Origin of the sequence: uncultured Halomonas sp. (assembly GCF_947501415.1) — a bacterium.
GTDB lineage: Bacteria > Pseudomonadota > Gammaproteobacteria > Pseudomonadales > Halomonadaceae > Halomonas.
Map to the genome: position 1 here is coordinate 33,556 of NZ_CANMVL010000021.1, position 25,527 is coordinate 59,082.

Genomic DNA, 25,527 nt, shown 5'->3' on the forward strand with positions numbered 1-25,527 from the left:
TGGACACCCTGACCAAGGGCATACCGTATGACCATGGATATCCAGGTGGCGGAGGGCGACGTCGAGCGCCTTTCGCTGCGCGAATATACCGAGAAGGCGTACCTCGACTACTCGATGTACGTCATTCTCGACCGGGCGCTGCCGCATATCGGCGACGGCATGAAGCCGGTGCAGCGCCGCATCATCTACGCCATGCGCGAGCTGGCCCTCAACGCCAGCGCCAAGTACAAGAAGTCGGCGCGTACCGTCGGCGATGTGCTAGGCAAGTTCCACCCTCACGGCGATAGCGCCTGCTACGAGGCCATGGTGCTGATGGCCCAGCCGTTCAGCTATCGCTACCCGCTGGTGGATGGTCAGGGCAACTGGGGCAGCCCCGATGACCCCAAGTCGTTCGCGGCCATGCGCTATACCGAGGCGCGGCTGTCGAAGTTCGCCGAGGTGCTGCTCGCCGAGCTGGGCCAGGGCACCGTGGATTGGACCCCCAACTTCGACGGCACCATGAACGAACCCGTGGTGCTGCCGGCGCGGCTGCCTCATGTGCTGCTCAATGGCGGCACCGGCATCGCCGTCGGCATGGCGACGGATATTCCCCCGCACAATGTGAACGAGGTGGTCGAGGCCACCTGTCACCTGCTGCGTCATCCCGAGGCGACCACCACGGATCTGGTCCAGCACCTGCCGGCGCCGGACTTCCCCACCGCGGCGGAGATCATCACCTCGCGTGCCGACCTGCGCAAGGTCTACGAGAACGGTCGCGGCTCGGTGAAATTGCGCGCTCGCTATGTGCGGGAGGAGGGGAGCGTGGTGATCACCGCGCTGCCCTATCAGGTCAGTGGCGCCAAGGTACTCGAGCAGATCGCCGCCCAGATGCAGGCCAAGAAGCTGCCCATGGTGGCCGACCTGCGTGATGAGTCGACCCACGAGGAGCCGACCCGGCTGGTGATCGAGCCGCGCTCCAATCGCGTCGATATCGAGTCGCTGATGGCGCACCTGTTCGCCACCACCGACCTCGAGAAGAACATCCGCATCAATATGAACGTGATCGGCCTGGACGGCCGGCCACGGGTGATGCCGCTACCCGACATGCTCGGCGAATGGCTGCGCTTCCGGCGCTCCACGGTGCGCCGGCGCCTGGAGCACCGCCTGGGCAAGGTCGAGGACCGCCTGCACCTGCTCGAAGGTCTGCTGATCGCCTACCTCAATATCGACGAGGTGATTCGCATCATCCGCGAGGAGGATGAGCCAAAACCCGCCCTGATGGAGGCCTTCGGTCTCAGCGATCGTCAGGCCGAGGCGATCCTGGAGCTGCGCCTGCGCCACCTGGCCAAGCTCGAGGAGATGAAGATCCGTGGCGAGCAGTCGGAGCTTGAGGCCGAGCGTGCCCATCTGCAGGAGCTGCTGGGCAACGAGGCCAAGCTGACCGACCTGATCGAAGAGGAGCTGCGTGCCGCCGCCGAGGCCCACGGTGACGAGCGCCGCTCGCCCATCGTCGAGCGCGAAGAGGCCCGGGCGCTCTCCGAGGTCGAGCTGGTGGGGGCCGACCCGGTGACCGTGGTGCTCTCCGAGAAGGGCTGGATTCGCAGCGCCAAGGGCCACGAGATCGACCCCGCGGGGCTCTCCTTCAAGGCTGGCGACCGCTTCCATCTCGCCGCCCGTGGCAAGACCAACCAGCCGCTGGTGCTGCTCGACGATACCGGCCGCGCCTACACCCTTCAGGCACACAACCTGCCCAGCGCAAGGGGCCAGGGCGAGCCGGTGACCAGTAGGGTCAATGTGGTGGCCGGTGCCCATATCGCCGGAGTGATGCTGGCGCCACCGGCGACCCGCTATCTGCTCGCCTCCGACGGCGGCTACGGCTTCGTCGCCCGTCTTGAGGAGCTGGTGGGCAAGAACAAGTCGGGCAAGTCGGTGCTCGCGGTACCCAAGGGCTGCAACGTGCTGCCCCCGGTGGCGGTGCCCGAGGGAGAGGGGGCGCTGGTCGCGGCGGTCTCCAACGAGGGGCGACTGCTGCTCTTCCCCCTGAGCGAGCTTCCCGACATGGCCAAGGGCAAGGGTAACAAGATGATCGATATCCCCGGACCGCGTGCCGCGCGGCGCGAGGAGTTCGTCCGCGACCTGGTGGTATTGCCGGCCGATGCCAGCCTGGTGGTGCATGCCGGCAAGCGCCATCTGACGCTCAAGGCCAACGATCTGGCCTATTATCTTGGCGAGCGCGGCCGGCGCGGCAGCAAGCTGCCTCGTGGGTTGCAGAAGGTCGACAGACTTGAGGTTTCCGAATGACAAGACGAATCTTGATTCGCGCCACCGGCGTGGCACGGCCGGGCCAGCTGGCCGGACTGGGCAAGGCGCTGGCGGCAAGTGGCGCGCGGCTGCTGGATATCAACCAGAGCGTGACCTTCGGCATGCTGTCGCTGGAGGCCCTGGTGGGTCTGGACCGCGATAGCGACCTCGAGGCCGCGCTGTCGGCGGCGGGTGATGAGCTGGGCCTCGACGTTCAGGCGATTCAGGTCAGCGCCGAGGATTACCAGCGCTGGAGCAGTCAGGCCAGTCGGCCACGGCTGATCCTTACCCTGCTGGCGCCGCACCTGCCCGCGGGCATCCTGGCCGAGGTCGGTTCGCTGACCGCCGAGCATGGCCTGACGGTGGAGCTGATCCATCGCCTCTCCGGCCGCGAGCCGCTGGATGGCGGCGTGCCTCAGGAACACGACAGCATCCAGGGCGCCAGCGTGGAGTGCTGGCTGCGTGGCGATGAGGTCGACCTCGATGCGCTGCGTGAGAAGGCACTGGCGCTGGGCGCCATGCATGGGGTCGATATCGCCATTCAGGAGGACTCCATCTGGCGTCGCCATCGCCGGCTGGTGTGCTTCGACATGGACTCCACCCTGATCCAGGCCGAGGTAATCGACGAGCTGGCCCGCCGTCATGGGGTCTACGACGAGGTCGCCGAGGTCACCGAGCGTGCCATGCGCGGCGAGCTCGACTTCCAGCAGAGTTTTCGCGAGCGCATGGCCAAGCTCAAGGGGCTCGACGAGGCGGTGCTGGCTGAGATTGCCGAGGAGCTGCCACTGATGGATGGCGTCGAGCGTCTGATGACCCAGCTCAAGCGCCTGGGCTATCGCACGGCCATTCTCTCTGGCGGTTTCACCTACTTTGCCCGTCATCTGCAGCAGCGGCTCGGCTTCGATGAGGTCCATGCCAACGAGCTGGTGATCGAGAATGGCAAGGTGACCGGTGAGGTGCGTGAGCCGATCCTCGACGCCGATCGCAAGGCGGAGCTGCTGCGCGATATCGCCACCCGTGAGGGGCTGGCCATGGAGCAGACCATCGCCGTGGGCGATGGCGCCAACGATCTCAAGATGCTGGCCGCCGCGGGGCTCGGCATCGCCTTTCGCGCCAAGCCGCTGGTGCGTGCCCAGGCACGGCACTCGCTCTCGACCCTGGGCCTCGATGCCGTGCTCTATCTGATCGGCTACCGCCAGGGCGATCTGGAGGAGGCGGACGCGTGAGTGCGAGTTTCGACACCTGGCGCGACCGCTTCGAACGACTGCGCGCCAACAAGCTGTTCGAGACCGCGGTCATCGCCATCATCATCCTCTCGGCGCTGCTGATCGGCGCCAAGACCTACGAGGAGACCAGCCGCTTCGAACAGTGGTTGTTAGTGCTGGATGTGGCGGTCACCGTGTTCTTCCTGGTGGAGATCCTGATTCGCATGGCGGCGGAGAAGCGCCTGCGGGACTTCTTCCGCCAGGGGTGGAATGTCTTCGACTTCTTGATCGTCACCGCCAGCCTGATCCCGCTGGATGACTCGGAGATGGTGCTGCTGGCTCGCTTGCTGCGCATCTTCCGGGTGCTCCGCCTGGTGTCGATGATCCCCGAGCTGCGCATGCTGATGGCGGCGCTGGTCAAGTCGATTCCGCGTATGGGTTATGTGGCGCTGCTGATGTTCATCATCTTCTACATCTATGCGGCCATCGGCAGCTTCCTGTTCGCCGATGTGGACGACTTCCTGTGGCGCAATATCGCCACCGCCATGCTCACGCTCTTCCGTATCGCCACCTTCGAGGACTGGACCGACGTGATGTATGCCACCCAGGAGGTGTATGCCTGGAGCTGGCTCTACTACCTGACGTTTATCTTCCTGACCGCCTTCATCTTTCTCAATATGATGATAGGCATCGTGCTCGACGTGATGCAGAAGGAAAGCGTGCAGATGGAGATCGAGAGCGGGGAGGGGGAGGCCGCCGAGCTCCATGGCCTGCGGGACGATGTGCGCGAATTGCGCGAGCAGCTCTCGCGCATGGAGGGACTGCTTGAGCGGCGGAGTTGACAACGCGCCTCAGGCCTGATTCTCTAGGGGCATGAACCAGACCACGTACGACCTCGACCTACGACTACTAGCGCTAGCCTGAGCGCTGGCGATGCCGCCTGCATCGCCGAGTCACTGCTCCCCCGCTGGAGCCCCGGTCGTCAAGAGGTCGTACCATGTCAATCACCCCCGTCACCACATGCTGTTATACCCCCTGTTTCCCGGTCGTCCCGGTATCTCCCCACTGGGTTGATGCCCGTCGTCCCGTGATCCTTCATGCAGCGCCCCGATCGCCTTCTGGCCATCGGGGCGCTGTCGTTTCCGAACGCCAGCACGCCTGACGCCCCCATATCCAGAGGAGAACGCCGCCATGATGCTCGATAACCCTGCCGCCAAGTACCGCCCCTTCGTCGCCGTGGATCTGCCTGATCGCCAGTGGCCCAACCGCCGCATCGAGCAGCCGCCGATCTGGACCAGCGTCGATCTGCGTGATGGCAACCAGTCGCTGATCGATCCCATGGACCAGGAGCGCAAGCAGCGCCTCTTCGACCTGCTGGTGAAGATCGGCTTCAAGGAGATCGAGGTGGGCTTCCCCTCGGCCTCCCAGACCGACTACGACTTCGTGCGTTCGCTGATCGAGGAGAATCGCATCCCCGATGATGTCACCATCCAGGTGCTCACCCAGGCCCGCGACCATCTGATCGATCGCACCTTCGAGGCGCTCAAGGGGGTAAAGAGCGCCATCGTTCACGTCTACAACGCCACCGACCCGATGTTCCGGCGCGTGGTGTTCGGGGTCGACAAGCCCCAGTGCATCCAGATCGCCGTGGACGCCACCACGCGCATCAAGCAGCGCATGGAGGAGGCGACCGAGACCAACTGGACCTTCCAGTACTCCCCGGAGCTGTTCACCACCACCGAGATGGACTTCGCCAAGGAGATCGTCGAGACGGTGATGGAGACCTACGGTGCCTCTGCCGAGAAGCCGATGATCGTCAACCTGCCGGCCACGGTAGAGGTGGGCACCCCCAACAACTACGCCGACCAGATCGAGTGGTTCTGCCGCAACATCAGGAACCGTGAGGCGCTGATCGTCAGTGTGCACCCGCATAATGACCGTGGCACCGGGGTGGCCGCCGCCGAGATGACCCTGATGGCCGGCGCCGACCGCGTGGAGGGCACCCTGTTCGGCAATGGCGAGCGTACCGGCAATGTCGATCTCGTGACCCTGGCGATGAACATGTACACCCAGGGGGTGCATCCGGGCCTCGATTTCTCCAATATCACCCCGATCATGCGAGAGGTGGAGTACTGCAACCAGCTGCCGGTCCATCCGCGTCACCCCTATGTGGGCGACCTGGTGTTCACCGCCTTCTCCGGCTCTCACCAGGATGCCATCAAGAAGGGCATGGCCGAGCGTCGCGCCAATCCGGATGCCACCTGGGACGTTCCCTACCTGCCCATCGACCCGCTGGATGTGGGCCGCAGCTACGAGGCGGTGATCCGCGTCAACAGCCAGTCCGGCAAGGGCGGGGTCTCCTACCTGCTGGAGCAGGAGCACGGCATCGAGCTGCCGCGTCGCCTCTCCATCGAGTTCAGCCAGGTGGTGCAGGAGGTGGCCGATCGCACCGGCAAGGAGATCACCGCTCAGATGATCTATCAGGCCTTCTGCGACGAGTACCTCGAGCAGACCTCACCCTTCGGCCTGGTCAGCCACCGTCTCTCCTCGGAGCCCGATAGCCCGACGGTCACCCTGGAGGCGACCATCGAGGAGCACGGCGAGCGCCGCACCATCCAGGGGCAGGGCAACGGGCCGTTGGCCGCCTTTATCCGGGCCATGGCGGCCGCCGGTCACGATGTGGAGATCATCGACTATCACGAACACTCCCGCGGCCAGGGCTCCGATGCCGAGGCGATCGCGTACGTGGAGGTGCGCATCGACGGTGAATCGGTCTTCGGCGTGGGCACTGACGAGAGCATTACCAGTGCCTCGATCAAGGGGGTGATGAGCGCCATCAACCGCAAGCTCTCCACCCAGGCCCCCGCGGCGAACGTTACCGCGGCCACCCTTGCCTGACGGGCTTGCCTTGCTGTAGGAGCCCGATTTATCGGGCGATTGGCGCCGCAGGCGCCCGGCGGTGTCATCCAGGGATGATGGCTGCCTCCATCGCCCAATGAATTGGGCTCCTACAAGGGTGTCTTGCTGCCTTCGCTAGGGATTTCCCTGACCAGCCGCGGCATCAGAAAGCCCGGCAGCACGTCCCTGAGGCCCGCGACCAGTTCGCGGGCCTCGTCGTCTGGCACGTCGAAGTGCGCGGCGCCGGCCACCGGGTCGAGCACATGCAGGTAGTAGGGCAGCACGCCGGCCTCGAAGAGCCGTTCGGAAAGAGCGGCCAGTGTCTCGACCTGGTCATTCACCCCACGCAGCAGCACGCTCTGGTTGAGCAGGGTCACGCCGGCATCGCTCAGGCGGCGGCAGGCGGCGATCACGGCCTCGTCGATCTCGTTGGCATGGTTGATATGCAGCACCATCACCCTCTGCAGGCGTGTGGCGCCGAGCCAGCCGAGCAGCTCGGTGTCGATGCGCTCGGGAATGACCACCGGCAGGCGGGTATGGATGCGCAGGCGCTTGAGGTGGGGAATGGCCTCCAGGCGCTCGCTCAACCAGGCGAGGCGACGGTCGCTGGTCGCCAGGGGGTCACCGCCGGAGAGGATCGCCTCGGTGATCGAGGGATCATTACGCAGGGTATCGAGGCTGGCCTCCCACTGTGCCATGGAGGGGGAGTTCTCGGCATAGGGGAAGTGGCGCCTGAAGCAGTAGCGGCAGTTGACCGCGCAGGCGGGGCTGGTGATCAGCAGCACGCGGCCGTGATACTTGTGAATCAGCCCCTTGGCCGGGGTGTGGGCGGCCTCTTCCAGCGGGTCGGCGACATAGCCGGGGGTGGGGTGCGCCTCTTCGCCCAGCGGCAACACCTGGCGCAGCAGGGGATCGTCGGGGTCACCGGGGCGCATGCGTGCAAGGAAGGCCTCGGGCACGCGCACCTCGAAGAGCGCATGACCCTCCTCGGCACCGGGTAGCCAGCGTTCATCCAGCCCCAGGCGCCGGCACAGCTCGCGCGGGTCACGGATGGCGCCAGACAGTTGCGCCTGCCAGGCGGGTGGCAGCGAAAGTGGTGCGGTGTGTTCGCTGTCGGTGGGGACGTCTACGTGGGTAGTTGCGGTGGTGTTGGCAGTAGTGGTGATGGCGGCGGTGCCGGTAGTAGCGATAGCGGGCTCCTCAGCCTCGTCGTGGCGCTGCAAAGGAGCGGGGCTTCGGGTTATCATGCGTTACACCAGTCAATGCGAACGAGGCGCTGACCGTTCTGGCCTGCCTCGTCGAAAATCGTTTCCCAGCGCGCCGCGGGGTCTCCGTGGGCGCGCTCGACCATGAGTGAGTGAAGATGGCTAACTATTCTACCAACGAATTCAAGGGCGGTCTGAAGGTGATGCTGGACGGCGATCCCTGCTCGATCGTCGAGAACGAGTTCGTCAAGCCCGGCAAGGGTCAGGCATTCAACCGCGTCAAGCTGCGCAACCTGATGACCGGCCGCGTCTGGGAGCGTACCTTCAAGTCCGGCGAGAGCCTGGAAGGCGCCGATGTCCTGGATCTGGACATGGAGTACCTCTATAACGATGGCGAGATGTGGTACTTCATGAAGACCGACGGCTCCTTCGAGCAGTACCCGGTCGAGAAGAAGGCCCTGGGCGACACCGAGAAGTGGCTCAAGGAGCAGGTGGTCTACACCATCACGCTGTGGAACGACAACGCGATCAGCGTGACCCCGCCCAACTTCATCGAGCTCGAGGTTACCGAGACCGACCCCGGCCTCAAGGGCGACACCGCCCAGGGCGGTTCCAAGCCGGCCACGCTCTCCTCCGGCGCCGTGGTGCGTGTGCCGCTGTTTATCAACGAGGGCGAGGTGCTGAAGGTGGATACGCGTAGCGGTGAGTACGTCAGCCGGGCTTGATCCCTCGACGACACGTCTGTTGACGACCTCCTGTAGGAGCGCGATTCATCGCGCGATTGGCGCCGAAGGCGACCAGCTGCGGCCTCCGTCAATCGCCCGACAAGTCGGGCTCCTGCAACGGATGAGGTAACGCCTTACCCGCAGGAGCCCGCTGTATCAGGCGAATCTCCCCCTCCCTGGGTGTACTCACCATGTCAGTTATCGATTGGCAGCCTACTGCCACTATGGCGACCCTGCGCGAGCGGGCTCGTCTGCTGGCCGAGGTGCGCGGCTTCTTCGCCGCTCGCGGTGTGCTCGAGGTGGAGACGCCGGTCCTGGGCCACGGCGGCAGCACCGACCTGCATCTGGCCTCGCTCTCGGCCGCGGCCACCACGCCCGCCGGCCGCGAGCGCCTGTGGTTGCAGACCTCGCCGGAGTTTCCCATGAAGCGGCTGCTGGCGGCGGGGTCGGGGCCGATCTTCCAGCTGGCCCGCTGTTTCCGTGATGGCGAGGTCGGGCGGCGCCATAACCTCGAGTTCACCATGCTGGAGTGGTATCGCCCCGGCATGTCCCTCGAAGGGTTGATCGAGGAGACCGCGGAGCTGGTGAGGTGCGTGCTGGGGCGAGAATCTGGGGATAACCCGGGCCCGCTGCGTCATCGCCGCTACCGCGAGCTGTTTCGTGAGTACCTCGCCATCGACCCCTTTCGTGTGGCGCTGCCCGAGCTGCGCTGCCTGGCCGAGGAGAGGGGGGGACTCGCGATGGCCGATGCCAGCCGCGACGACTGCCTGGATCTGTTGATCAGCCTCGAGATCGAGCCACACCTGGGGCGGGACGCCATCGATGTGGTGGTGGACTATCCGGCCAGCCAGGCGGCTCTGGCGCGGCGCCATCGCGACCCGGAGGATGGTGAGTGGGTGGCCTCGCGCTTCGAGCTCTATCTCGAGGGACTGGAGCTGGCCAACGGCTACGATGAGCTGACCGATGGTCAGGAGCAGGCGGCGCGCTTTGCCGAGGACAACGCTGCCCGGCGGGCGGCCGGGTTGCCCGAGGTCACGGTCGATCGGCGGCTATTGGCGGCGCTGGAGTACGGCATGCCCGAGGGGAGCGGGGTTGCGCTCGGCATCGACCGACTGATTCAGCTCGCGCTGGGCAAAGAGAGCGTGGCGGAGGTCATGGCCTTCGCCACGCCGCGCTGTTAGCAAGTTTCCCGGACACTGTGCGGACTATGTGCCGCTCGTGGCTGATCCGTCGACAGGCCCCGGAGCGCCGGACCGACGAGGGGGCGCTGTGAATACTTCCCTGTACGCTACCGACGCCATCCATGGCGTAGGCCCCCCCTCTTCGACCTGTCCCCGGCGCCCCTCGCTAAGAAGGGCGAGCCGGCCCTAGTGACTCTCCCATCTGCACCTTGACGCCAGGATCGAGCCTGTCGGCGAAGGTTACCGGTTCGGCGAAGGCCATCACCACCGTGGAGCCAAGCTTGAAGCGGCCCATCTCCTGGCCCTTCTCCAGGCGTACCGGGGTATCGAAGCGGATGCGCTGCACCTCGCCATGGGGCAGGGGCGTGATCTGGCCGGCCCATACAGTTTCGATGGCGGCGACGATCATCGCGCCCACCAGCACCATGGCCATGGGGCCGTGCTCGGTATCGAAGTGGCACACCAGGCGTTCGTTGCGAGCGAAAAGGCCCGGCACATGTTCGGTGGTGGCGGCGTTGACCGAGAATAGCCGGCCCGGCACGTAGACCATCTCGGTCAGGGTGCCGGAAAGTGGCATATGCACTCGGTGATAGTCGCTGGGTGACAGGTAAATGGTGGCGAAGCTGCCGCCGAGATAGCGGGTCGCGGCCTCGGTGTCGCCGCCCAGCAGCGCCTCGGCCGAGAAGCGATGTCCCTTGGCCTGCAGCAGCTGGCCCGCCTCGATGGCCCCGAACTGCGAAAGACGGCCGTCGGCTGGGCTGGCCACGCCCTCGCCGATGGGCCGTGCGTCGTCCTTGAGCGCCCGGGTGAAGAAGTCGTTGAAGGTGGCATAGGCGGTCGGGTCGGGCTCGGTGGCCTCTGCCATGTCCACCCCGAAGCGGCGGATAAAGGCACGCACCAGGGTGTTCTTGAGCGCGGGTTGGCGACATTCGGCCAGCCGGCCCACCAGCCGCGAGAGCAGATGGTGGGGCACGGGGTACTGGATCAGGGCAAATAGCTTGGCTAGGGACACTATGCGGGAGCTCTCAAAAGGCTTCAGAATGTAGATTGGTAGGTTGGGATCAGCAAGGCTTAGCTAAAAGCTGGAAGAGCGTCGCTTCGCTCCTGGAAGCTTGAAGAGCGGGCTTGGCGCCTTTGGCAGAGAATTCATGCTGCTTTCCAGCTTCCAGCTTCCAGCTTCCAGCTTCCAGCTTCCAGCTTACGGCTTCCAGCTTACGGCTTCTCGATGGGGCTATCATCGCGGTTGCCCCACTCCTTCCAGGAGCCGGCATAGGCGCGAATTCGCTCGAAGCCCAGTGCCCTGCCCACCAGCCAGGTGAAGCCGCTGCGGTGGTGGCTCTGGCAGTGGGTGGCCACCTCCATGTCAGGGGTCAGACCCAGGGCCTCGAGCTCGGTGATCAGCTCGGCATAGTCGCGCAGGCGTAGGCCGCGCTCGGGATCCATGGCCTGGGTCCACTCCAGATTGACCGCTCCGGGGATATGGCCGAGATGCTTGTTCTCGCCCTTCTCGCCGCGGTACTCCGCGGGTGAGCGGGCATCCCATACCGCGAACCCCTTCTCGCCGAGGCGCTCGGCGATCTCGTCACGTTCGATCAGCACCTCGGGCGCGAGAAGCTCCGCTTCATAGTCGCTGGGCGTGGGGGCGCTGGCCTCGGTGGCGAGCGGTTGGCCCGCGGCACGCCAGGCATGAATGCCGCCGTTGAGGTAGGAGTAGCGAGTATGGCCGATCAGCTCCAGGGTCCACAGCAGCCGGCCTGCCCAGCCGCCACCCTCGTCGTCATAGGCCACCACATGGGTGTCACGCGTCAGGCCGAGGTCGCTGAACAGGGCCGAGAGCTGCTCGATACTGGGCTCGCGGTTCGGGACCTCGCCCTCGCCACGCATCAGCCGAGCCTTGTCGAGGAACACGGCACCGGGGACATGACCCTCGGTATAGCTGTCGCCGCGCATGGGCACGTCGATGATCAGCAGCGACGGGGCATCCAGGTGCTCGGCGAGCTGCTCCGGTTCGACGATCAGCGGTAGCAGGTTGGCTTCTGAACTCATGGGACTCTCCTTGTATGACAGCCTTGTATGACAGGTCCGCTCAGCTCACTTCCAGGGAGTCGAGGATGCGCCGGTAGCTGGCGAATCGCTCGGGATGAATCTCTTCACGCTCCACCGCGGCAAGCAGGGCACAGCCCGGTTCCTGGCGGTGGCGGCAGTCGCGAAAGCGACACTGGCCGAGATAGGGGCGAAACTCGACAAAGCCCTCGGTGACCTGCTGTTCGGTCAGGTGGCCGAGGCCGAACTCGCGAATGCCCGGGGAGTCGATCAGCTCGGCCCCCTCGGCGCGGGGCAGCCGGTAGAGCCGCGCGGTGGTGGTGGTATGGGTGCCCTTGCGAGAATCCTTCGACAGGTCACCGATACGCAGCCCCTCGTCGGGGAGCAGGCGGTCGATCAGTGACGACTTGCCCACACCACTCTGCCCCACGAACACCGAGGTGCGGCCGGCCAGCCGCGACAGCAGGCTCGCCAGGCCATCCTCGCTGGCGGTGGTGGTGGCCACCACCGGATAGCCGAGTGCCGCGTAGCGCTGCAGCAGTGCCATCAGCTCACCGCCGCCGTCGGGCAGCAGGTCGACCTTGTTGAGCACCAGCACGGGGGTGATGCCGGTGGCCTCGGCGGCCACCAGGTAGCGGTCGATCAGATTGGGGTGGGGCTCGGGCTCCACCGCGAAGACGATCAGGATCTGGTCGATATTGGCCGCCACCGGCTTGAGCTGGCCCCGGGCGTCGGGGCGCTCCAGCACGTTGTCGCGCTCGCCGCGGGCGACCACCACGCCCTCGACGATGCGCCCCTCGGTGTCCGTTCTGCCGCGCCAGATCACTCGGTCGCCGGTGACCAGGCCATCGAGGTTGGCGCGTAGATGGCAGCGTATCGATTCGTCGTCGGCGTCCGGCCGCACGTCCAGGGTGCGGCCGAAGTGGGCCATCACCCGTCCCGGCTGCTCGGCGCCGTAGTCGCCGGCGGTGAGCAGCTCCTCTTCCTGGACGTCGTGCCGGGTGGCGCGTGCGGCGCGCTCGGCCTGTATCTTCTCGATACGCCAGCGTTGCTGGCGACTCAGCTTGCGTTTGCTCATGGGGCCCTGATGCTCGGTACAATGATGGCATTGTACTCATCCATGACGCCGGCTGTCGCGAGGTTGCGAGTCGGCCCCCGCAGGAGAAGGTGTTTCCATGAGCACGAACGCGTCAGTGAAAGACGATAAGCAGAACCCCCGCAGCCAGCGTCTGGTCTGGATCGACCTGGAGATGACCGGCCTCGACCCGAACAGGGAGCGGATCATCGAGGTGGCCACCCTGGTCACCGATGCCGAGCTCAATGTTGTCGCCGAAGGGCCGGTGATCGCGGTCAAGCAGCCGGATAGCCTGCTCGAGGGGATGGATGCGTGGTGTACCCGAACCCACGGCGAATCGGGGCTTACCGCGCGCGTGCAGGCGAGCGATGTGGATACCGCCGAGGCCGAGCGGCGCACCCTGGCGTTCCTGCAGGAGCATGTCGAGCCCGGCAGCTCGCCGATGTGCGGCAACAGCATCCATCAGGATCGTCGCTTCCTTGAGCGTGAGATGCCAGGGCTGCTGGCCTTCTTCCACTACCGCAACCTCGATGTCTCCACCCTCAAGGAGCTGGCCAAGCGCTGGAACCCCGGCGCCCTGGCGGGCTTCAGCAAGCGCAACGTGCACCTGGCCATGGATGACATCAAGGAGTCCATCGCCGAGCTTGCCCACTATCGCAATACTTTTCTGCGCCTGCCGGGACAGCACAGCGACGAGGAGGAGTAGGCGACTGGAGAATAAGGCGCGGCTTTTCCGGCGACAGGCCTGATCGGGGGCGCTGTGAACCCATCCTTGGGCGCTACCTCAGCCATCCCTGGTCTTCGGACCCCCTCCAGCCCTGTCCCCGGCGCCGCTCACTTGGGCAGTACCTGTTGCCTCCAAAAGGGCTAAGTCGCCGGCATATAGCGACTCCAGGGGTAGTGTTCAACTGGTCGCAATCAGCTGCTGGCGTTTTTCCCGCTGACGGGTCAGCGCCCAGCGCACATGCTCGCGGACGAGGTCGGAGGGGTAGGGCAGGCGTGCTCTCAGCGCCGCCTCGGTGGCCTCGCTCCAGGGGGCGTTGCCCAGCCCCACGGCGAGGTTGCGCAGCCAGCGCTCGTAGCCGATGCGGCGGATCGGGCTGCCGGCGGTCTTCTCCAGAAATTCCTCCTCACCCCAGGCGAATAGCGAGAGCAGGCTGGCGCGATCGAGGTCGTGGCGCGGCGAGAAGTCCGTCTCGGCGGTGGGCGTGGTAAAGCGCGTGAAGGGACAGACCAGCTGGCAGTCGTCACAGCCGAACACCCGATTGCCCATGGCCTCGCGATAGTGCTCGGGAATCGCTCCGAACAGCTCGATGGTCAGGTAGGAGATGCAGGCCCGGGCGTCGACCACACGGTCCTCGACGATGGCGCCAGTGGGACAGGCGGTGCGACAGGCGCTGCAGCTGCCGCAGTGCTCGCCGGCAAAGGGCTCATCCGCCGGCAGCGGCAGGTCGGTATACAGTTCGCCCAGAAAGAACAGCGAGCCGGCCCGCGGGTTGATCAGCATGGCATTCTTGCCGACCCAGCCGAGCCCCGCCTTGCGCGCCAGTGCGCGCTCCATGACCGGCGCCGAGTCGACGAAGGCACGGTAGCCGAAGGGGCCTGTCTCGGCCTCGATCCACTTGGCCAGGGTCGCCAGGCGCTTGCGCATCAGCTTGTGATAGTCGCGGCCGGTGGCGTAGCGCGATACATAGGCCGTCTGCGGACTCGCCAGGGTGGTGAGGGTCTCGACCTCGGCGGGCAGATAGTCCAGCCGCACACTGATCACTCGCACGGTGCCGGGCACCAGCTCGTCGGGGCGCGTGCGCTTGGTGCCATGCTTGGCCATGAAGCCCATCTCGCCATGCCGGCCAGCCGCCAGCCAACGCTCCAGACGCGCCTCATCCTCGCTGAGGTCGATATCGGTAATGCCAAGCTGCTGGAAGCCGAGCTCGCTCCCCCAGGCCTTGATACGCTGGGCCAGGGCGTGCGGGTCGGGGGCGTCGTCGTGGGGAGACGAGGAGGACATGATCGCGAAAACACCGTGCAGGGGGCCGGCGCCACTTGGCGCTGGCCGCGAAGGCTTTACACTGTTCGATAAGGTCGTTTATCGAACCACTGCCATGATAAAGCATTGCCACCGGAGAGACACCGCATGACCGATGCCAGCCAGGGGCCCGAGGCAGAGTTGCACCCGCTCTATTTTGCCGACCAGGTGCGTGAACTGGACCGTCGCACCATTGCCGGTGGCATCGCGGGCTTCGCCCTGATGCAGCGTGCCAGTGCCGCGGCCTGGCAGGTGCTCAGGCAGCGCTGGCCCGAGGTCCGTTCGCTTACGGTGCTGTGTGGAGGGGGCAACAATGGCGGCGATGGTCATGTGCTGGCCGCCCTGGCCGCCGCCGAGGGGCTCACGGTGCAGCGCGTTCTGCTCAGGCCCGTCGATGAGTTGAGTGGCGATGCCCGCCTGGCCGCCGAGATGGCCACGGCGGCCGGCGTGGGCGCCGAATCCTGGACGCCCGGCATAAGGCTTGCCGGGGAGTTGATGGTCGATGCCCTGCTCGGGACCGGGCTTGCCGGCGAGGTGCGCGGAGCCTTTCGTGAGGCGATCACGGCGCTCAACGCCAGTGGCAGGCCGGTGCTGGCCATCGATATTCCCTCGGGGCTGCACGCCGATACCGGTGCGGTGCTCGGCGACGCGGTGCTGGCGGCTACCACGGTGACCTTTATCGGCGACAAGCTGGGGCTGCATATCGGTGCGGCGGCGGAGCATGTCGGTGAGCTCTGCTTCCGGGGTCTGGGGGTGGAGGCCCTGGCCGAGACGGACCTGGTGCCGGCAGCGCACCTGCTCGACATGGGGCTGGCAGCTGTCTGGCTGCCGGCGCGGCGGCGTACCGCCCACAAGGGCGACTGTGGCCATGCGCTGGTGCTGGGAGGCGCGCCCGGTTTCGGGGGCGCGGCGCTGCTGGCCGCCGAGGCCTGTGCCCGGCTGGGGGCCGGCAAGATCAGCCTGGCCACCGCGCCGGCGCATGTTGCCGCCAGCCTGGTGCGTCGTCCCGAGGTGATGGCCCATGGCATTCGTGGTGCCACCGATCTCGGCCAGCTGCCCTCCCAGGCCGATGTACTGGTGGTGGGGCCCGGCCTGGGGCAGGGCAGTTGGGGGCAGGGTGTGCTGCAGGCGGCACTCGAGACCGACAAGCCGCTGGTGGTGGATGCCGATGGACTCAATCTGCTGGCCGCCTACTTCGCCGGAGCGGAGGAGGGCATGGCGCCCCGCGACAACTGGATCCTGACCCCCCACCCCGGGGAGGCGGCCCGCCTGCTGGGCTGGCGTGTGGCCGAGATCGAGGCGGACCGCCGTGCGGCCGTGGTGGCCCTGCGCGAGCGCTTCGGCGGGGTGGTGGTTCTCAAGGGGGCGGGCAGCCTGATCGCGGGCCCCGAGGGGGTTGCGGTCTGCCCCTTCGGCAACCCCGGCATGGCCAGCGGTGGCATGGGGGATGTGCTCTCCGGGATGCTCGGTGCCCTGCTGGCCCAGGGAGTGCCGCTGGAAATCGCCGCCCGGCTGGGGGTGCTGGTGCACGCCAGGGCCGCGGATCTGGCCGCGGCAGACGCCGGAGAGCGTGGTCTGCTGGCCGGTGATCTGGCATCCTATGCGCGAATTCTGGTCAACCCGGCCGGGTGTGATGGCGACGTGTGATGGCAAGGGCGAGGACGATGCGGCTGCGACTCGATGATGAAGCGTGCCAGGTGGGCCTGGGTGAGTGCCTGGGGCGTGCCCTGCAGGGGCGTGGGCGGGTCTATCTCGTCGGCGAGCTGGGGGCCGGCAAGACGACCCTGGCTCGCGGCGTGTTGCGTGCCTATGGTCATCGTGGCGCGGTGAAGAGCCCGACCTATACCCTGGTGGAGCCCTACGAACTCGATGGCAAGCGGGTCTACCACTTCGACCTCTACCGGCTGGGGGACCCCGAGGAGCTCGAGTTCATCGGCGGCCGAGACCTGCTCGGAGATGATGCCTTGAGCCTGATCGAGTGGCCGGTTCGTGGTGAGGGCTGGTTGCCCGGTCCCGATCTTCGCATCGAACTTGACGTGGTGGGCGAGGGCCGCGAGGCGGTGCTGGAGGCGCATAGTGCCCATGGCGAAGCGGCCCTGGCTCGCCTGGCCGCCATGCCCGCCGTCACCGAGTGGTGTCGCGCGGCCAAGCCCGGTGAGGGGGCTCCCTGATGAGACCAGCCATCCTGCATCGCCTGCTGGCGCTGAGCCTGTCGATGATGGCCCCCCTTGCCGCGGTTGAGGCCGGCGAGGTGGAGAACCTGCGGCTGTGGGCCGCGCCGGATCATGCGCGCTTGGTCTTCGACCTGGCCTCACCGACCCGGGCCAAGGTGTTTTCCCTCGACAATCCGCGGCGGCTGGTGATCGACCTGGACGACAGCCGCATGCAGGCCGACCTCGACGGGCTCGACCTGACCGGCAGTGCCATCAGCCGTATCCGCTCCGGCGTTCGCGAAGGGGATGACCTGCGTGTGGTGCTGGACCTGGAGCGCGAGGTGGCGCCGCGTCACTTTGTCCTGGCCCCAAACAATCAGTATGGCCATCGACTGGTGGTGGATCTGGAGTACCCGGGCGAGAGTGCCGTGGAGGACCCCATCGACCCCATCGAGGCGATGATCCGTGAGCAGGAGATCGCCGCCAAGCGTGCCCAGGCCCAGGTCGACCTCGGCGGCAGGGCGGTGACGCCCGAGCCCGAGGCGGTGGTCCAGCCGGCTCAGCCGCATCCCAAGCGCGATATCATCATCGCCATCGACGCCGGCCATGGCGGCGAGGACCCCGGCGCCATCGGCCCCTCGGGCACCCTCGAGAAGGACGTGGTGCTGCAGATCGCCAAGCGCCTTCAGCAGCGAGTCAATGCGACCGAGGGGTTCCGTGCGGTGATGATCCGCGACAGCGACTATTACGTTGGACTGCGCCAGCGCACCCATATCGCGCGTGAGCAGAAGGCGGACTTCTTCGTCTCCATTCATGCCGATGCCTTTCACAGTCCGCGCCCCAACGGCAGTTCGGTCTTTGCGCTCTCCCAGCGTGGGGCCACCTCCGAGACCGCCCAGTGGCTGGCCGAGAGCGAGAACAAGGCCGACCTGATCGGCGGTGTGGATGGCAATCTCTCGCTCAAGGACAAGGACGAGGTGCTGCGCGGCGTGCTGCTCGACCTGACCATGACCGCGACCCTCAACGACTCTCTCTCCATCGGGGGGCAGGTGCTGGATCGCATGGGGCGCGTCAACCGGCTGCACAAGCCGCGGGTGGAGCAGGCCGGTTTCGTGGTGCTCAAGTCACCGGATATTCCGTCGCTGCTGGTCGAGACCGGCTTTATCTCCAACCCCCAGGAGGAGCGCCGCCTACTCGACCCTGCCCACCAGGAGAAGATGGCTCGAGCCATCTTCGCGGGCGTCGAGGAGCATTTCCGCACCAACCCGCCCCCGGCCAGCCTGCTGGCCTGGCAGCGTGACAACGGGCGAAGCACCGCCGGCAACGAGTATCGCATCCAGCCGGGTGATACCCTCTCCGAGATCGCCTCCCGCCATGATGTACCGGTGCGCCGCCTCAAGCAGGCCAACGAGCTCAATGGCGATGTGATCCGGGTCGGCCAGGTGCTGCGCATCCCCCGCTCTTGAGCTGGAAGAGCCCGGCTTCGCCGAGAGCTGAAAGAGCGTCGCTTCGCTCCTGGAAGCTGGAAGCTTGAAGAAAGGGCTTGATACCCTTGGCGGCGTTCATAGTGCTTTTTCCAGCTTCCAGCTTCCAGCTTCCAGCTTCCAGCTTTTGTGGAGTGATATGTCAGAACAGCGTCGCATTCGAACCCTTGACCCACGCCTGGCCAACCAGATCGCCGCCGGCGAGGTGGTCGAGCGCCCCGCCTCGGTGGTCAAGGAGCTGGTCGAGAACGCCATCGATGCCGGCAGCTCGCGCATCGAGGTGGAGCTGGAGGCCGGCGGTGCCCGACTGATCCGGGTGCGCGACGATGGCAGCGGCATCGGTGAGGATGACCTGCCACTGGCACTGTCGCGCCACGCCACCAGCAAGATCGCCTCCCTGGAGGAGCTCGAGGGCGTCGCGAGCCTGGGCTTTCGCGGCGAGGCGCTGGCCTCGATCAGCTCGGTATCGCGTCTGGAGCTGGTCTCCAACCCCGATGACGACCCCACCGCCGGATGGCGGGTGGTGGCCGAGGGGCGCAACATGGAGCCGCGGGTCTCGCCGGCGCCGCACCCGCGTGGCACCTCGGTGACGGTGCGTGACCTGTTCTTCAACACCCCGGCCAGGCGCAAGTTCCTGCGCAAGGAGAAAACCGAGTTCGGTCATGTCGAGGAGGCCTTCCGCCGCCAGGCGCTGTCGCGCTATGACATCGGCTGGACCCTGCGTCATAACCACAAGACCGTTCATCAGTTGCGTGCGGGTGAAGACCTGGCCAGTCGCGAGCGGCGCATCGCCGCACTGCTCGGCAAGGCGTTTCTCGAGCACGCCCTGCATCTGAATATCGAGGCCTCCGGGTTGCGGCTGTGGGGCTGGGTGGGTCTGCCCACCCACTCTCGTGCCCAGGCCGATCAGCAGTACTTCTTCGTCAATGGCCGTGTGGTGCGTGACCGCCTGGTGGCCCATGCGGTACGCCAGGCGTACCGCGATGTGCTCTTCAACGGCCGCCACCCGGTGTTTGTGCTCTATCTCGAGGTCGACCCGACGGTGGTCGACGTCAATGTTCACCCCACCAAGCATGAGGTGCGCTTCCGCGACGGTCGCCTGGTCCACGACTTCCTGTTTTCAAGTCTGCACCGGGCGCTCGGCGAGGCGCGGGCCGGCGGCCAGGCGGAGGAGGAACCTGGCGAAGCGCCTGGCGCGGAGGCGAGCGAGCGCAACGAAGCGGACGCCGTGCCTCGCCAGGTGGCCGAGCCCGCCGGGCGCTGGCAGCAACAGCCGATGTCACTGCCCGAGCGCGACGAGGGCGAGCGGGTCACGCCGGATCGCGTCAGGGCCTTTATGGAGGGTTATCGTCGCCTGCACCCGGATCACGAGGAGGCGCTGCTGACTCCGCAGCCGGCAGCGCCCGGTGCCGGCGGTGGTGCGGCGGGTCTGGCCCTGGCGGAGCGCCAGGCGACACAAGGCCCGCGTCCCGAGCCGCTGCCCGAGCAGGATGATACCCGGGCCCCGCCGCTGGGCTTCGCCGTGGCCCAGCTGCACGGTGTCTATATTCTCTCCCAGAGTGAGCGTGGCCTGATCCTGGTGGATACGCATGCCGCCCACGAACGCATCGTCTACGAGCGCATGAAGACCCAGGTCCACGGGGGACGACTCGAGGCCCAGCCACTGCTGGTGCCGGTATCGCTTGCGGCGAGTCCCGCCGAGGTGGCCACCGCCGAGGGTGAGCAGGAGGCCTTTGCCCGCCTGGGGGTCGAGCTCGATGTCGCCGGGCCCGAGACCCTGCTGGTACGCCAGGTACCGGTGCTGCTGGCCGATGCCGACGTGGAGCCGCTGATTCGCCAGATGCTCGCCGACCTGGAGCGCTACGGGCGCTCCGACCACCTCGAGGCGCATATCAACGAGCTGCTCTCCACCATGGCCTGCCACGGCAGCGTACGAGCCAACCGCCGCCTGACCCTGGCGGAGATGAATGCCCTACTGCGTGACATGGAGCGCACCGAGCGAAGTGGTCAGTGCAATCATGGGCGCCCCACCTGGACCGAGATGAGCATGAAGCAGCTCGATCGCCTCTTCATGAGAGGGCAGTAGAAAAAATTGAAGCCACCCGAACTCCGAGAAGCGCCGGGGGCAGACCGAAGAGGAGGTCCTATGCCATGGATGGCATCGGTAGCGCCCAGGAATGGGTTCACAGCTCCTCCTCGTAGGTCTGCCGCCGGATAAGCTTCCCGGTTCAAAGCCCGACAGACCTCGAGAACTAGATGCCTGATAAGCGTCCGCCCGCCATTCTGCTGATGGGCCCCACCGCCGCCGGTAAGACCGACCTTGCCATCGAGCTCCATGAGCGCCTCGGCGTGGAGCTGATCAGTGTCGACTCCACCATGGTCTACCGTGGCCTGGATATCGGCAGTGCCAAGCCCTCGGCGCAGGAGCTGGCCCGGGCGCCGCACCGCCTGATCGATATTCGCGACCCGGCCGAGCCCTACTCGGCGGCGGAGTTTCGCGAGGATGCCCTACGCGAGATGCGTGAGATCACGGCCCGTGGCCGTGTGCCGCTGCTGGTGGGCGGGACCATGATGTACCTCCGCCAGCTGCTGCATGGCGTGGCCAACCTGCCGAGCTCCGACCCGGGAACGCGTGCCGAGCTTCAGGCCGAGCTCGAGGAGCGCGGCCTTTCCGCGCTGCATGAGGAGCTAGAACGCGTCGATCCGGGCGCCGCGGCGCGAATTCATCCCAACGATCCCCAGCGGCTGTTGCGTGCCCTGGAGGTGTTTCGCCTCAGTGGTCGCACGCTCAGCGAGCTGTGGGCCGAACAGCGTCCTGAAACCTTTCCCTGGCGCACGCTGTCGATAGGGCTCGCCCCCGGTCAGCGGCAGGTGCTTCACGAGCGTATCGCCACGCGCTTTGCCACCATGCTCGAGGGCGGGCTGATCGATGAGGTCGCCGGTCTGCGTTCACGAGGAGACCTGGCGCCGACGCTGCCCTCGATGAAGAGCGTCGGCTATCGTCAGGTCTGGGAGTATCTCGACGGTGAGGTCGATCGCGAGGGTCTCGAGCGGCGCGGTATCGTGGCGACTCGGCAGCTGGCCAAGCGGCAGCTGACCTGGATGCGCAGCTGGGAGGCACTGCACTGGGTGGATACCCTGGAGGGCGACCCCCTGGCAGAGGTGCTGAAACTCGTGCGCCATTTCGGCACTTAGCGTAAGATACCGATTTCCGCTGGCCGCTGGCCGGGCCGCTTGAAAAGGCCCCATAACACCCCAACAACCCAACTCCAGAGACACATCCAGGGAGAGTAAAATGTCAAAAGGGCAGTCGCTTCAAGATCCGTACCTGAACATCCTGCGCAAGGAGCGTATCCCGGTATCGATCTTCCTGGTCAACGGCATCAAGCTGCAGGGCCAGATCGAGTCCTTCGACCAGTTCGTGATCCTGCTGCGTAATACCGTCAGCCAGATGGTCTACAAGCATGCCATTTCCACCGTGGTGCCGTCGCGCAACGTGCGTCTTCCGGCCCAGGACCCTGCCGCTGCGCAGGATGATGAGTGAGGTAGTGATTGTTTTTTGAACGCCCCGACGCCGGTGAGACGGCGGTACTCGTCCATGTCGACTTTCAGGATGAGCAAGAGCGCGAGGATCCGGGAGAGTTCCTGGAACTCGTGCGCTCTGCCGGCGCCGAGCCGGCGACCCTGCTGACCGGCAGTCGCAAGCGTCCCGATTCGCGCACCTTCGTCGGCTCGGGCAAGCTCGAGGAGCTGCGCGAAGCACTCGCCGTTCACTCGGCCGAACTGGTGATCTTCAACCACGGCCTGAGCCCCTCCCAGGAGCGCAACCTCGAGCGTGAGCTCAAGTGTCGCGTGCTCGACCGTACCGGCCTGATTCTCGACATCTTCGCCCAGCGGGCGCGGACTCACGAGGGCAAGCTGCAGGTCGAGCTGGCTCAGCTGGAGTACATGTCGACCCGCCTGGTGCGGGGCTGGACCCACCTGGAACGCCAGAAGGGCGGTATCGGTCTGCGCGGCCCGGGTGAGACCCAGCTGGAGACCGACCGACGGCTGCTGCGTGGTCGCATCAAGTCGATCCACAAGCGCCTTGACAAGGTGCGTGGCCAGCGGGATCAGAACCGTCGCTCGCGAGCCCGTGCCGAGATCCCCAGCGTCTCGTTGGTGGGGTACACCAACGCCGGCAAGTCGACGTTGTTCAATTCGATTACCGAGTCGCAGGTCTATGCGGCCGACCAGCTCTTCGCTACCCTCGACCCGACGCTGCGGCGACTGGAGATCGAGGATGTGGGACCGGTGGTGATGGCTGATACCGTCGGTTTCATCCGTCATCTGCCGCACAAGCTGGTGGAGGCCTTTCAGGCGACCCTTCAGGAAGCCGCCGAGGCCAGCCTGCTGGTGCACGTCATTGATGCCGCCGACCCCGACCGCGAGCTCAACGTCGAGCAGGTTGAAACGGTGCTCGACGAGATTGGTGCCCTGGAGGTGCCGACCCTCAAGGTAATGAACAAGATCGATCTGCTCGATAGCGCGCCGCGCATCGAGCGCGATGGCGAGGGGCGCCCCGAGGTGGTCTGGCTGTCGGCCCGGGAGGGCAGGGGCATCGAGCTGCTGGAGCAAGCGCTCTCGGAGTGTCTGGCCGAGGACGTCATCGACTTCACGCTGACCCTCGAGCCCGAGCAGGGGCGGCTGCGTGCCGGCCTGCACGAGCTGGGTGCGGTTCGTGAGGAGAGCTTCTGTGAAGAGGGTCAGACGCGCCTGCAGGTACGCCTGCCGCGCCGTGACTTCCTGCAGTTGATGGCGCGGCTCGGTGAGCGTGCCGATGACTACCTGCCGGCGTCACTGAGCGAGCGTGAGGCGTGGGAAGAATCCCCGTAGGCGGGACAAGCACAAGACAGGATCGCAACCGAGGCCCCCGCCGGCACTTCCGGTCGGGGCAGCAACGCATAGTGGAGAAGACCTATGGCCTGGAATGAGCCTGGTGGTGGTGGCAACCAGCACGACCCCTGGAGTGGGGGCGGTCGCCGTGGCGGTGGAAACGGCGGCGGTGGCAAGGGCGGTGGCAACCAGCCACCGGATCTGGATGAGGCCCTGAAGAAGTTTCAGGACAAGCTTAACGGCATGCTGGGTGGCCGCGGTGGCAAGAAGGGCGGTTCCGGGGGCAAGGGCGGCGGTGGCAAGCCACGCAATGCCTTCACCCTGCCGGGTCTGTTGCTGCTGGTGGCCCTGGCCATCTGGGCGGCGTCGGGCTTCTATCTGGTCGACCAGTCCGAGCGGGGCGTGGTGCTGCGCTTCGGCAAGTTCCAGGAAGTTGTCACGCCTGGCCTGCAGTGGAATCCGCCGCTGATCGACGACGTGCGCATGGTCAACGTGACCCGCGTGCGCTCGCTGACCCAGACCCAGTCGATGCTGACCCGCGACGAGAACATCGTCGAGGTCGAAATCTCGGCTCAGTACCAGGTCGCCGACCCGCGTGACTTCGTGCTCAACGTGCGCAACCCGCAGCTCTCCATCGAGAATGCTCTCGACAGCGCCCTGCGCCATGTGGTCGGTGGTACCGACATGATCGATATCCTGACCTCCGGTCGTGAGATTCTCGGCAGCTCGGTGGCCAGTCGCCTGCAGTCCTATCAGGACAGCTATGGCACCGGTATCCGCCTGCAGACCATCAACATCGAGTCCACCTCGGCACCCGACCAGGTCATCGATGCCTTCGATGACGTTATCCGGGCCCGCGAGGATCGTCAGCGCACCATCAACCAGGGCATGGCCTACGCGAACGCCATCATCCCCGAGGCTCAGGGTCAGGCGCAGCGTATCGTCGAGCAGGGCCAGGGTTATCGCGAATCGGTGGTCGCCGAGGCGCGGGGTCAGGCGAGCCGTTTCAACGCCCTGCTGGGCCAGTATGAGGAAGCGCCCTCGATCATGCGTGAGCGTCTCTACCTGGATGCCATCAGCGAGGTCTTCGGCAGCACGCCGAAGGTGATGGTCGATGTCGCCAACGACTCGCCGCTGATGTATCTGCCCCTGGATCAGATGGGCAAGGGCGGCACCCGCAGCGCAGAGCCGCAGGGCGAGCAGGGTGAGCTCGATCCGCGAGTGCTGGAGCGCCTGCGGAGCTCGCAGGGCGCCTCGTCATCTTCCAGCAACACCAGCAACAGCAGCAACACCGGTGGTATCCGCAGGGAGGGCCGCTAAATGATCAATAATCGTTCCCTGCTCATTGTCGGCGGCCTGGCGGCCATCGCCTGGCTGGCCAGCAACAGCCTGTATGTGGTCGACGAGACCGAGCGTGCGGTCAAGCTGCGCTTCGGCGAGATCATCGAGGAGGACATCCAGCCCGGGCTGCACTTCAAGGTGCCGATCACCCAGACGGTGCGTACCTTCGATACCCGGCTGCTGACCCTGGACACCGATCCCAGCCGTTACCTGACCCTGGAGCAGAAGGCGGTCATCGTCGACTCCTACGTCAAGTGGCAGGTGGTCAATCCGACCCAGTACTACGAGGCCACGGCCGGCGACGAGCTGATGGCCAGTCGCCTGATCCAGCCGCGGGTCGACGAGAGCCTGCGTAACGCCTTCGGCCGCCTCGACCTGCAGGAGATCATCGCCGAGCGTCGCGATGATCTGATGACAGGACCGACCGAGGAGCTCGATACACTGCTGCGCGACGAGCTGGGGGTGGCCATCCGGGATATCCGGGTCAAGCGCATCGATCTTCCCGAGGATGTCTCCTCGGCGGTCTACGAGCGGATGCGCTCCGAGCGTGAGCGTGAGGCCCGCGAGTGGCGTGCCCAGGGTCAGGAGGAGGCCGAGCGCATCCGTGCCAACGCCGACCGTCGGCGTCAGGTGCTGCTGGCCCAGGCCAACGAGCGCGCCGAGACCTTGAGGGGTGAGGGCGATGCCGAGGCGGCAGCCATCTTCGCCGAGGCCTATGGCAAGGATGAGGAGTTCTTCACCTTCTGGCGCAGCCTGAATGCCTATCGCGACAGCTTCGCCAGTGATGGCAACATGCTGGTCCTCGATCCCTCCAGCGACTTCTTCCAGTACCTGAAGAGCCCCACGCCTTCCGCGGGGGAGTAGAACGACCGACCGGGCCTGCGGGCCCGGTCGGGGTTCATCCCGGGCCCAAACGTGATAGACTCCTGTAACCGGGCGTGGCCCGGTTTTTTTGTGGCCGTCTATCGCAAGCCCTGACCGCAAGCCCTGACATCAGTCAGACGCTCGCCGAGCTCTCGGCAGTGTCCCCAACACG

21 protein-coding genes are annotated in these 25,527 nt (G+C 66.1%); 16 read left to right on the forward strand and 5 right to left on the reverse strand.

All coding sequences use genetic code 11. The features are described 5' to 3' along the window. The first annotated feature begins 27 nt into the window (after positions 1-27). From parC to leuA, 4 genes are all read left to right on the forward strand, one after another. Positions 28-2,280 carry a DNA topoisomerase IV subunit A gene (gene parC, locus Q0894_RS12915; protein ID WP_299236030.1) on the forward strand — a complete coding sequence of 751 codons (2,253 nt, stop codon included), beginning with the start codon at positions 28-30 and terminating at the stop codon, positions 2,278-2,280. Beyond that, on the forward strand, positions 2,277-3,506 hold the full coding sequence (gene serB / locus Q0894_RS12920; protein WP_299236032.1) for a phosphoserine phosphatase SerB: 1,230 nt from the start codon (positions 2,277-2,279) through the stop codon (positions 3,504-3,506). The genes parC and serB overlap by 4 nt, the downstream gene beginning before the upstream one ends. Further along, complete coding sequence (locus tag Q0894_RS12925) at positions 3,503-4,327, forward strand: ion transporter (protein ID WP_299236034.1); 825 nt, start codon at positions 3,503-3,505, stop codon at positions 4,325-4,327. The genes serB and Q0894_RS12925 overlap by 4 nt, the downstream gene beginning before the upstream one ends. A 349-nt stretch (positions 4,328-4,676) precedes the next feature. Beyond that, positions 4,677-6,383 carry a 2-isopropylmalate synthase gene (gene leuA, locus Q0894_RS12930; RefSeq protein WP_299236036.1) on the forward strand — a complete coding sequence of 569 codons (1,707 nt, stop codon included), beginning with the start codon at positions 4,677-4,679 and terminating at the stop codon, positions 6,381-6,383. A 110-nt stretch (positions 6,384-6,493) separates the two neighbouring features. On the opposite strand, the gene epmB is transcribed toward leuA, so the two are convergent. Continuing rightward, on the reverse strand, positions 6,494-7,630 hold the full coding sequence (gene epmB, locus Q0894_RS12935; RefSeq protein ID WP_299236038.1) for an EF-P beta-lysylation protein EpmB: 1,137 nt from the start codon (positions 7,628-7,630) through the stop codon (positions 6,494-6,496). A gap of 116 nt (positions 7,631-7,746) precedes the next feature. On the opposite strand from epmB, the gene efp reads away from it, so the two are divergent. Both efp and epmA read left to right on the forward strand, forming a co-directional pair. Next, entirely contained in the window at positions 7,747-8,313 is a 567-nt protein-coding gene (efp, locus tag Q0894_RS12940; RefSeq protein WP_132043320.1) for an elongation factor P, read from the forward strand. Positions 8,314-8,504: 191 nt separating this feature from the next. Then, entirely contained in the window at positions 8,505-9,494 is a 990-nt protein-coding gene (gene epmA, locus Q0894_RS12945) for an EF-P lysine aminoacylase EpmA (RefSeq protein WP_299236042.1), read from the forward strand. 166 nt (positions 9,495-9,660) lie between these two features. Here epmA and asd read toward each other — a convergent pair whose 3' ends face one another. From asd to rsgA, 3 genes are all read right to left on the reverse strand, one after another. Beyond that, a complete protein-coding gene (gene asd / locus Q0894_RS12950; RefSeq protein WP_299236044.1) occupies positions 9,661-10,506 on the reverse strand; it encodes an archaetidylserine decarboxylase in 846 nt (281 codons plus the stop codon). Positions 10,507-10,706: 200 nt separating this feature from the next. Then, positions 10,707-11,540 carry a rhodanese-like domain-containing protein gene (locus tag Q0894_RS12955; RefSeq protein ID WP_299236046.1) on the reverse strand — a complete coding sequence of 278 codons (834 nt, stop codon included), beginning with the start codon at positions 11,538-11,540 and terminating at the stop codon, positions 10,707-10,709. A 40-nt stretch (positions 11,541-11,580) separates the two neighbouring features. Next, a complete protein-coding gene (gene rsgA / locus Q0894_RS12960; protein ID WP_299236048.1) occupies positions 11,581-12,615 on the reverse strand; it encodes a small ribosomal subunit biogenesis GTPase RsgA in 1,035 nt (344 codons plus the stop codon). 97 nt (positions 12,616-12,712) lie between these two features. On the opposite strand from rsgA, the gene orn reads away from it, so the two are divergent. Next, positions 12,713-13,318 (forward strand): oligoribonuclease, encoded by a 606-nt coding sequence (gene orn / locus Q0894_RS12965; RefSeq protein WP_299236050.1) that lies wholly within the window; start codon positions 12,713-12,715, stop codon positions 13,316-13,318. A gap of 198 nt (positions 13,319-13,516) precedes the next feature. Here the strand turns inward: orn and queG are convergent, their stop codons facing one another. Beyond that, a complete protein-coding gene (gene queG / locus Q0894_RS12970) occupies positions 13,517-14,620 on the reverse strand; it encodes a tRNA epoxyqueuosine(34) reductase QueG (RefSeq protein ID WP_299236052.1) in 1,104 nt (367 codons plus the stop codon). Between the two features lie 126 nt (positions 14,621-14,746). Between queG and Q0894_RS12975 the strand changes: the two genes are divergently transcribed. The 9 genes from Q0894_RS12975 (at position 14,747) to hflC (ending at position 25,355) form a co-directional block, all read left to right on the forward strand. Beyond that, positions 14,747-16,285, forward strand: a complete 1,539-nt coding sequence (locus Q0894_RS12975; protein WP_299236054.1) for an NAD(P)H-hydrate dehydratase — start codon at positions 14,747-14,749, stop codon at positions 16,283-16,285. A gap of 17 nt (positions 16,286-16,302) precedes the next feature. Next, positions 16,303-16,809 carry a tRNA (adenosine(37)-N6)-threonylcarbamoyltransferase complex ATPase subunit type 1 TsaE gene (tsaE, locus tag Q0894_RS12980; RefSeq protein WP_299236056.1) on the forward strand — a complete coding sequence of 169 codons (507 nt, stop codon included), beginning with the start codon at positions 16,303-16,305 and terminating at the stop codon, positions 16,807-16,809. Further along, entirely contained in the window at positions 16,809-18,257 is a 1,449-nt protein-coding gene (locus Q0894_RS12985; protein ID WP_299236058.1) for an N-acetylmuramoyl-L-alanine amidase, read from the forward strand. Before tsaE ends, Q0894_RS12985 begins: the two co-directional genes overlap by 1 nt. 157 nt (positions 18,258-18,414) lie before the next feature. Next, positions 18,415-20,361 carry a DNA mismatch repair endonuclease MutL gene (mutL, locus tag Q0894_RS12990; protein WP_299236060.1) on the forward strand — a complete coding sequence of 649 codons (1,947 nt, stop codon included), beginning with the start codon at positions 18,415-18,417 and terminating at the stop codon, positions 20,359-20,361. A gap of 170 nt (positions 20,362-20,531) precedes the next feature. Next, positions 20,532-21,470: a tRNA (adenosine(37)-N6)-dimethylallyltransferase MiaA gene (gene miaA, locus Q0894_RS12995; RefSeq protein WP_299236062.1), complete on the forward strand. Its 939-nt coding sequence runs from the start codon at positions 20,532-20,534 to the stop codon at positions 21,468-21,470. A gap of 100 nt (positions 21,471-21,570) precedes the next feature. Beyond that, positions 21,571-21,819, forward strand: a complete 249-nt coding sequence (hfq, locus tag Q0894_RS13000; protein WP_132043297.1) for an RNA chaperone Hfq — start codon at positions 21,571-21,573, stop codon at positions 21,817-21,819. A gap of 8 nt (positions 21,820-21,827) precedes the next feature. Next, positions 21,828-23,150 carry a ribosome rescue GTPase HflX gene (hflX, locus tag Q0894_RS13005; protein ID WP_299236067.1) on the forward strand — a complete coding sequence of 441 codons (1,323 nt, stop codon included), beginning with the start codon at positions 21,828-21,830 and terminating at the stop codon, positions 23,148-23,150. A gap of 84 nt (positions 23,151-23,234) precedes the next feature. Beyond that, positions 23,235-24,470 (forward strand): FtsH protease activity modulator HflK, encoded by a 1,236-nt coding sequence (gene hflK / locus Q0894_RS13010; RefSeq protein WP_299236069.1) that lies wholly within the window; start codon positions 23,235-23,237, stop codon positions 24,468-24,470. Then, positions 24,471-25,355 carry a protease modulator HflC gene (gene hflC / locus Q0894_RS13015; RefSeq protein ID WP_299236071.1) on the forward strand — a complete coding sequence of 295 codons (885 nt, stop codon included), beginning with the start codon at positions 24,471-24,473 and terminating at the stop codon, positions 25,353-25,355. Positions 25,356-25,527 lie beyond the last annotated feature (172 nt).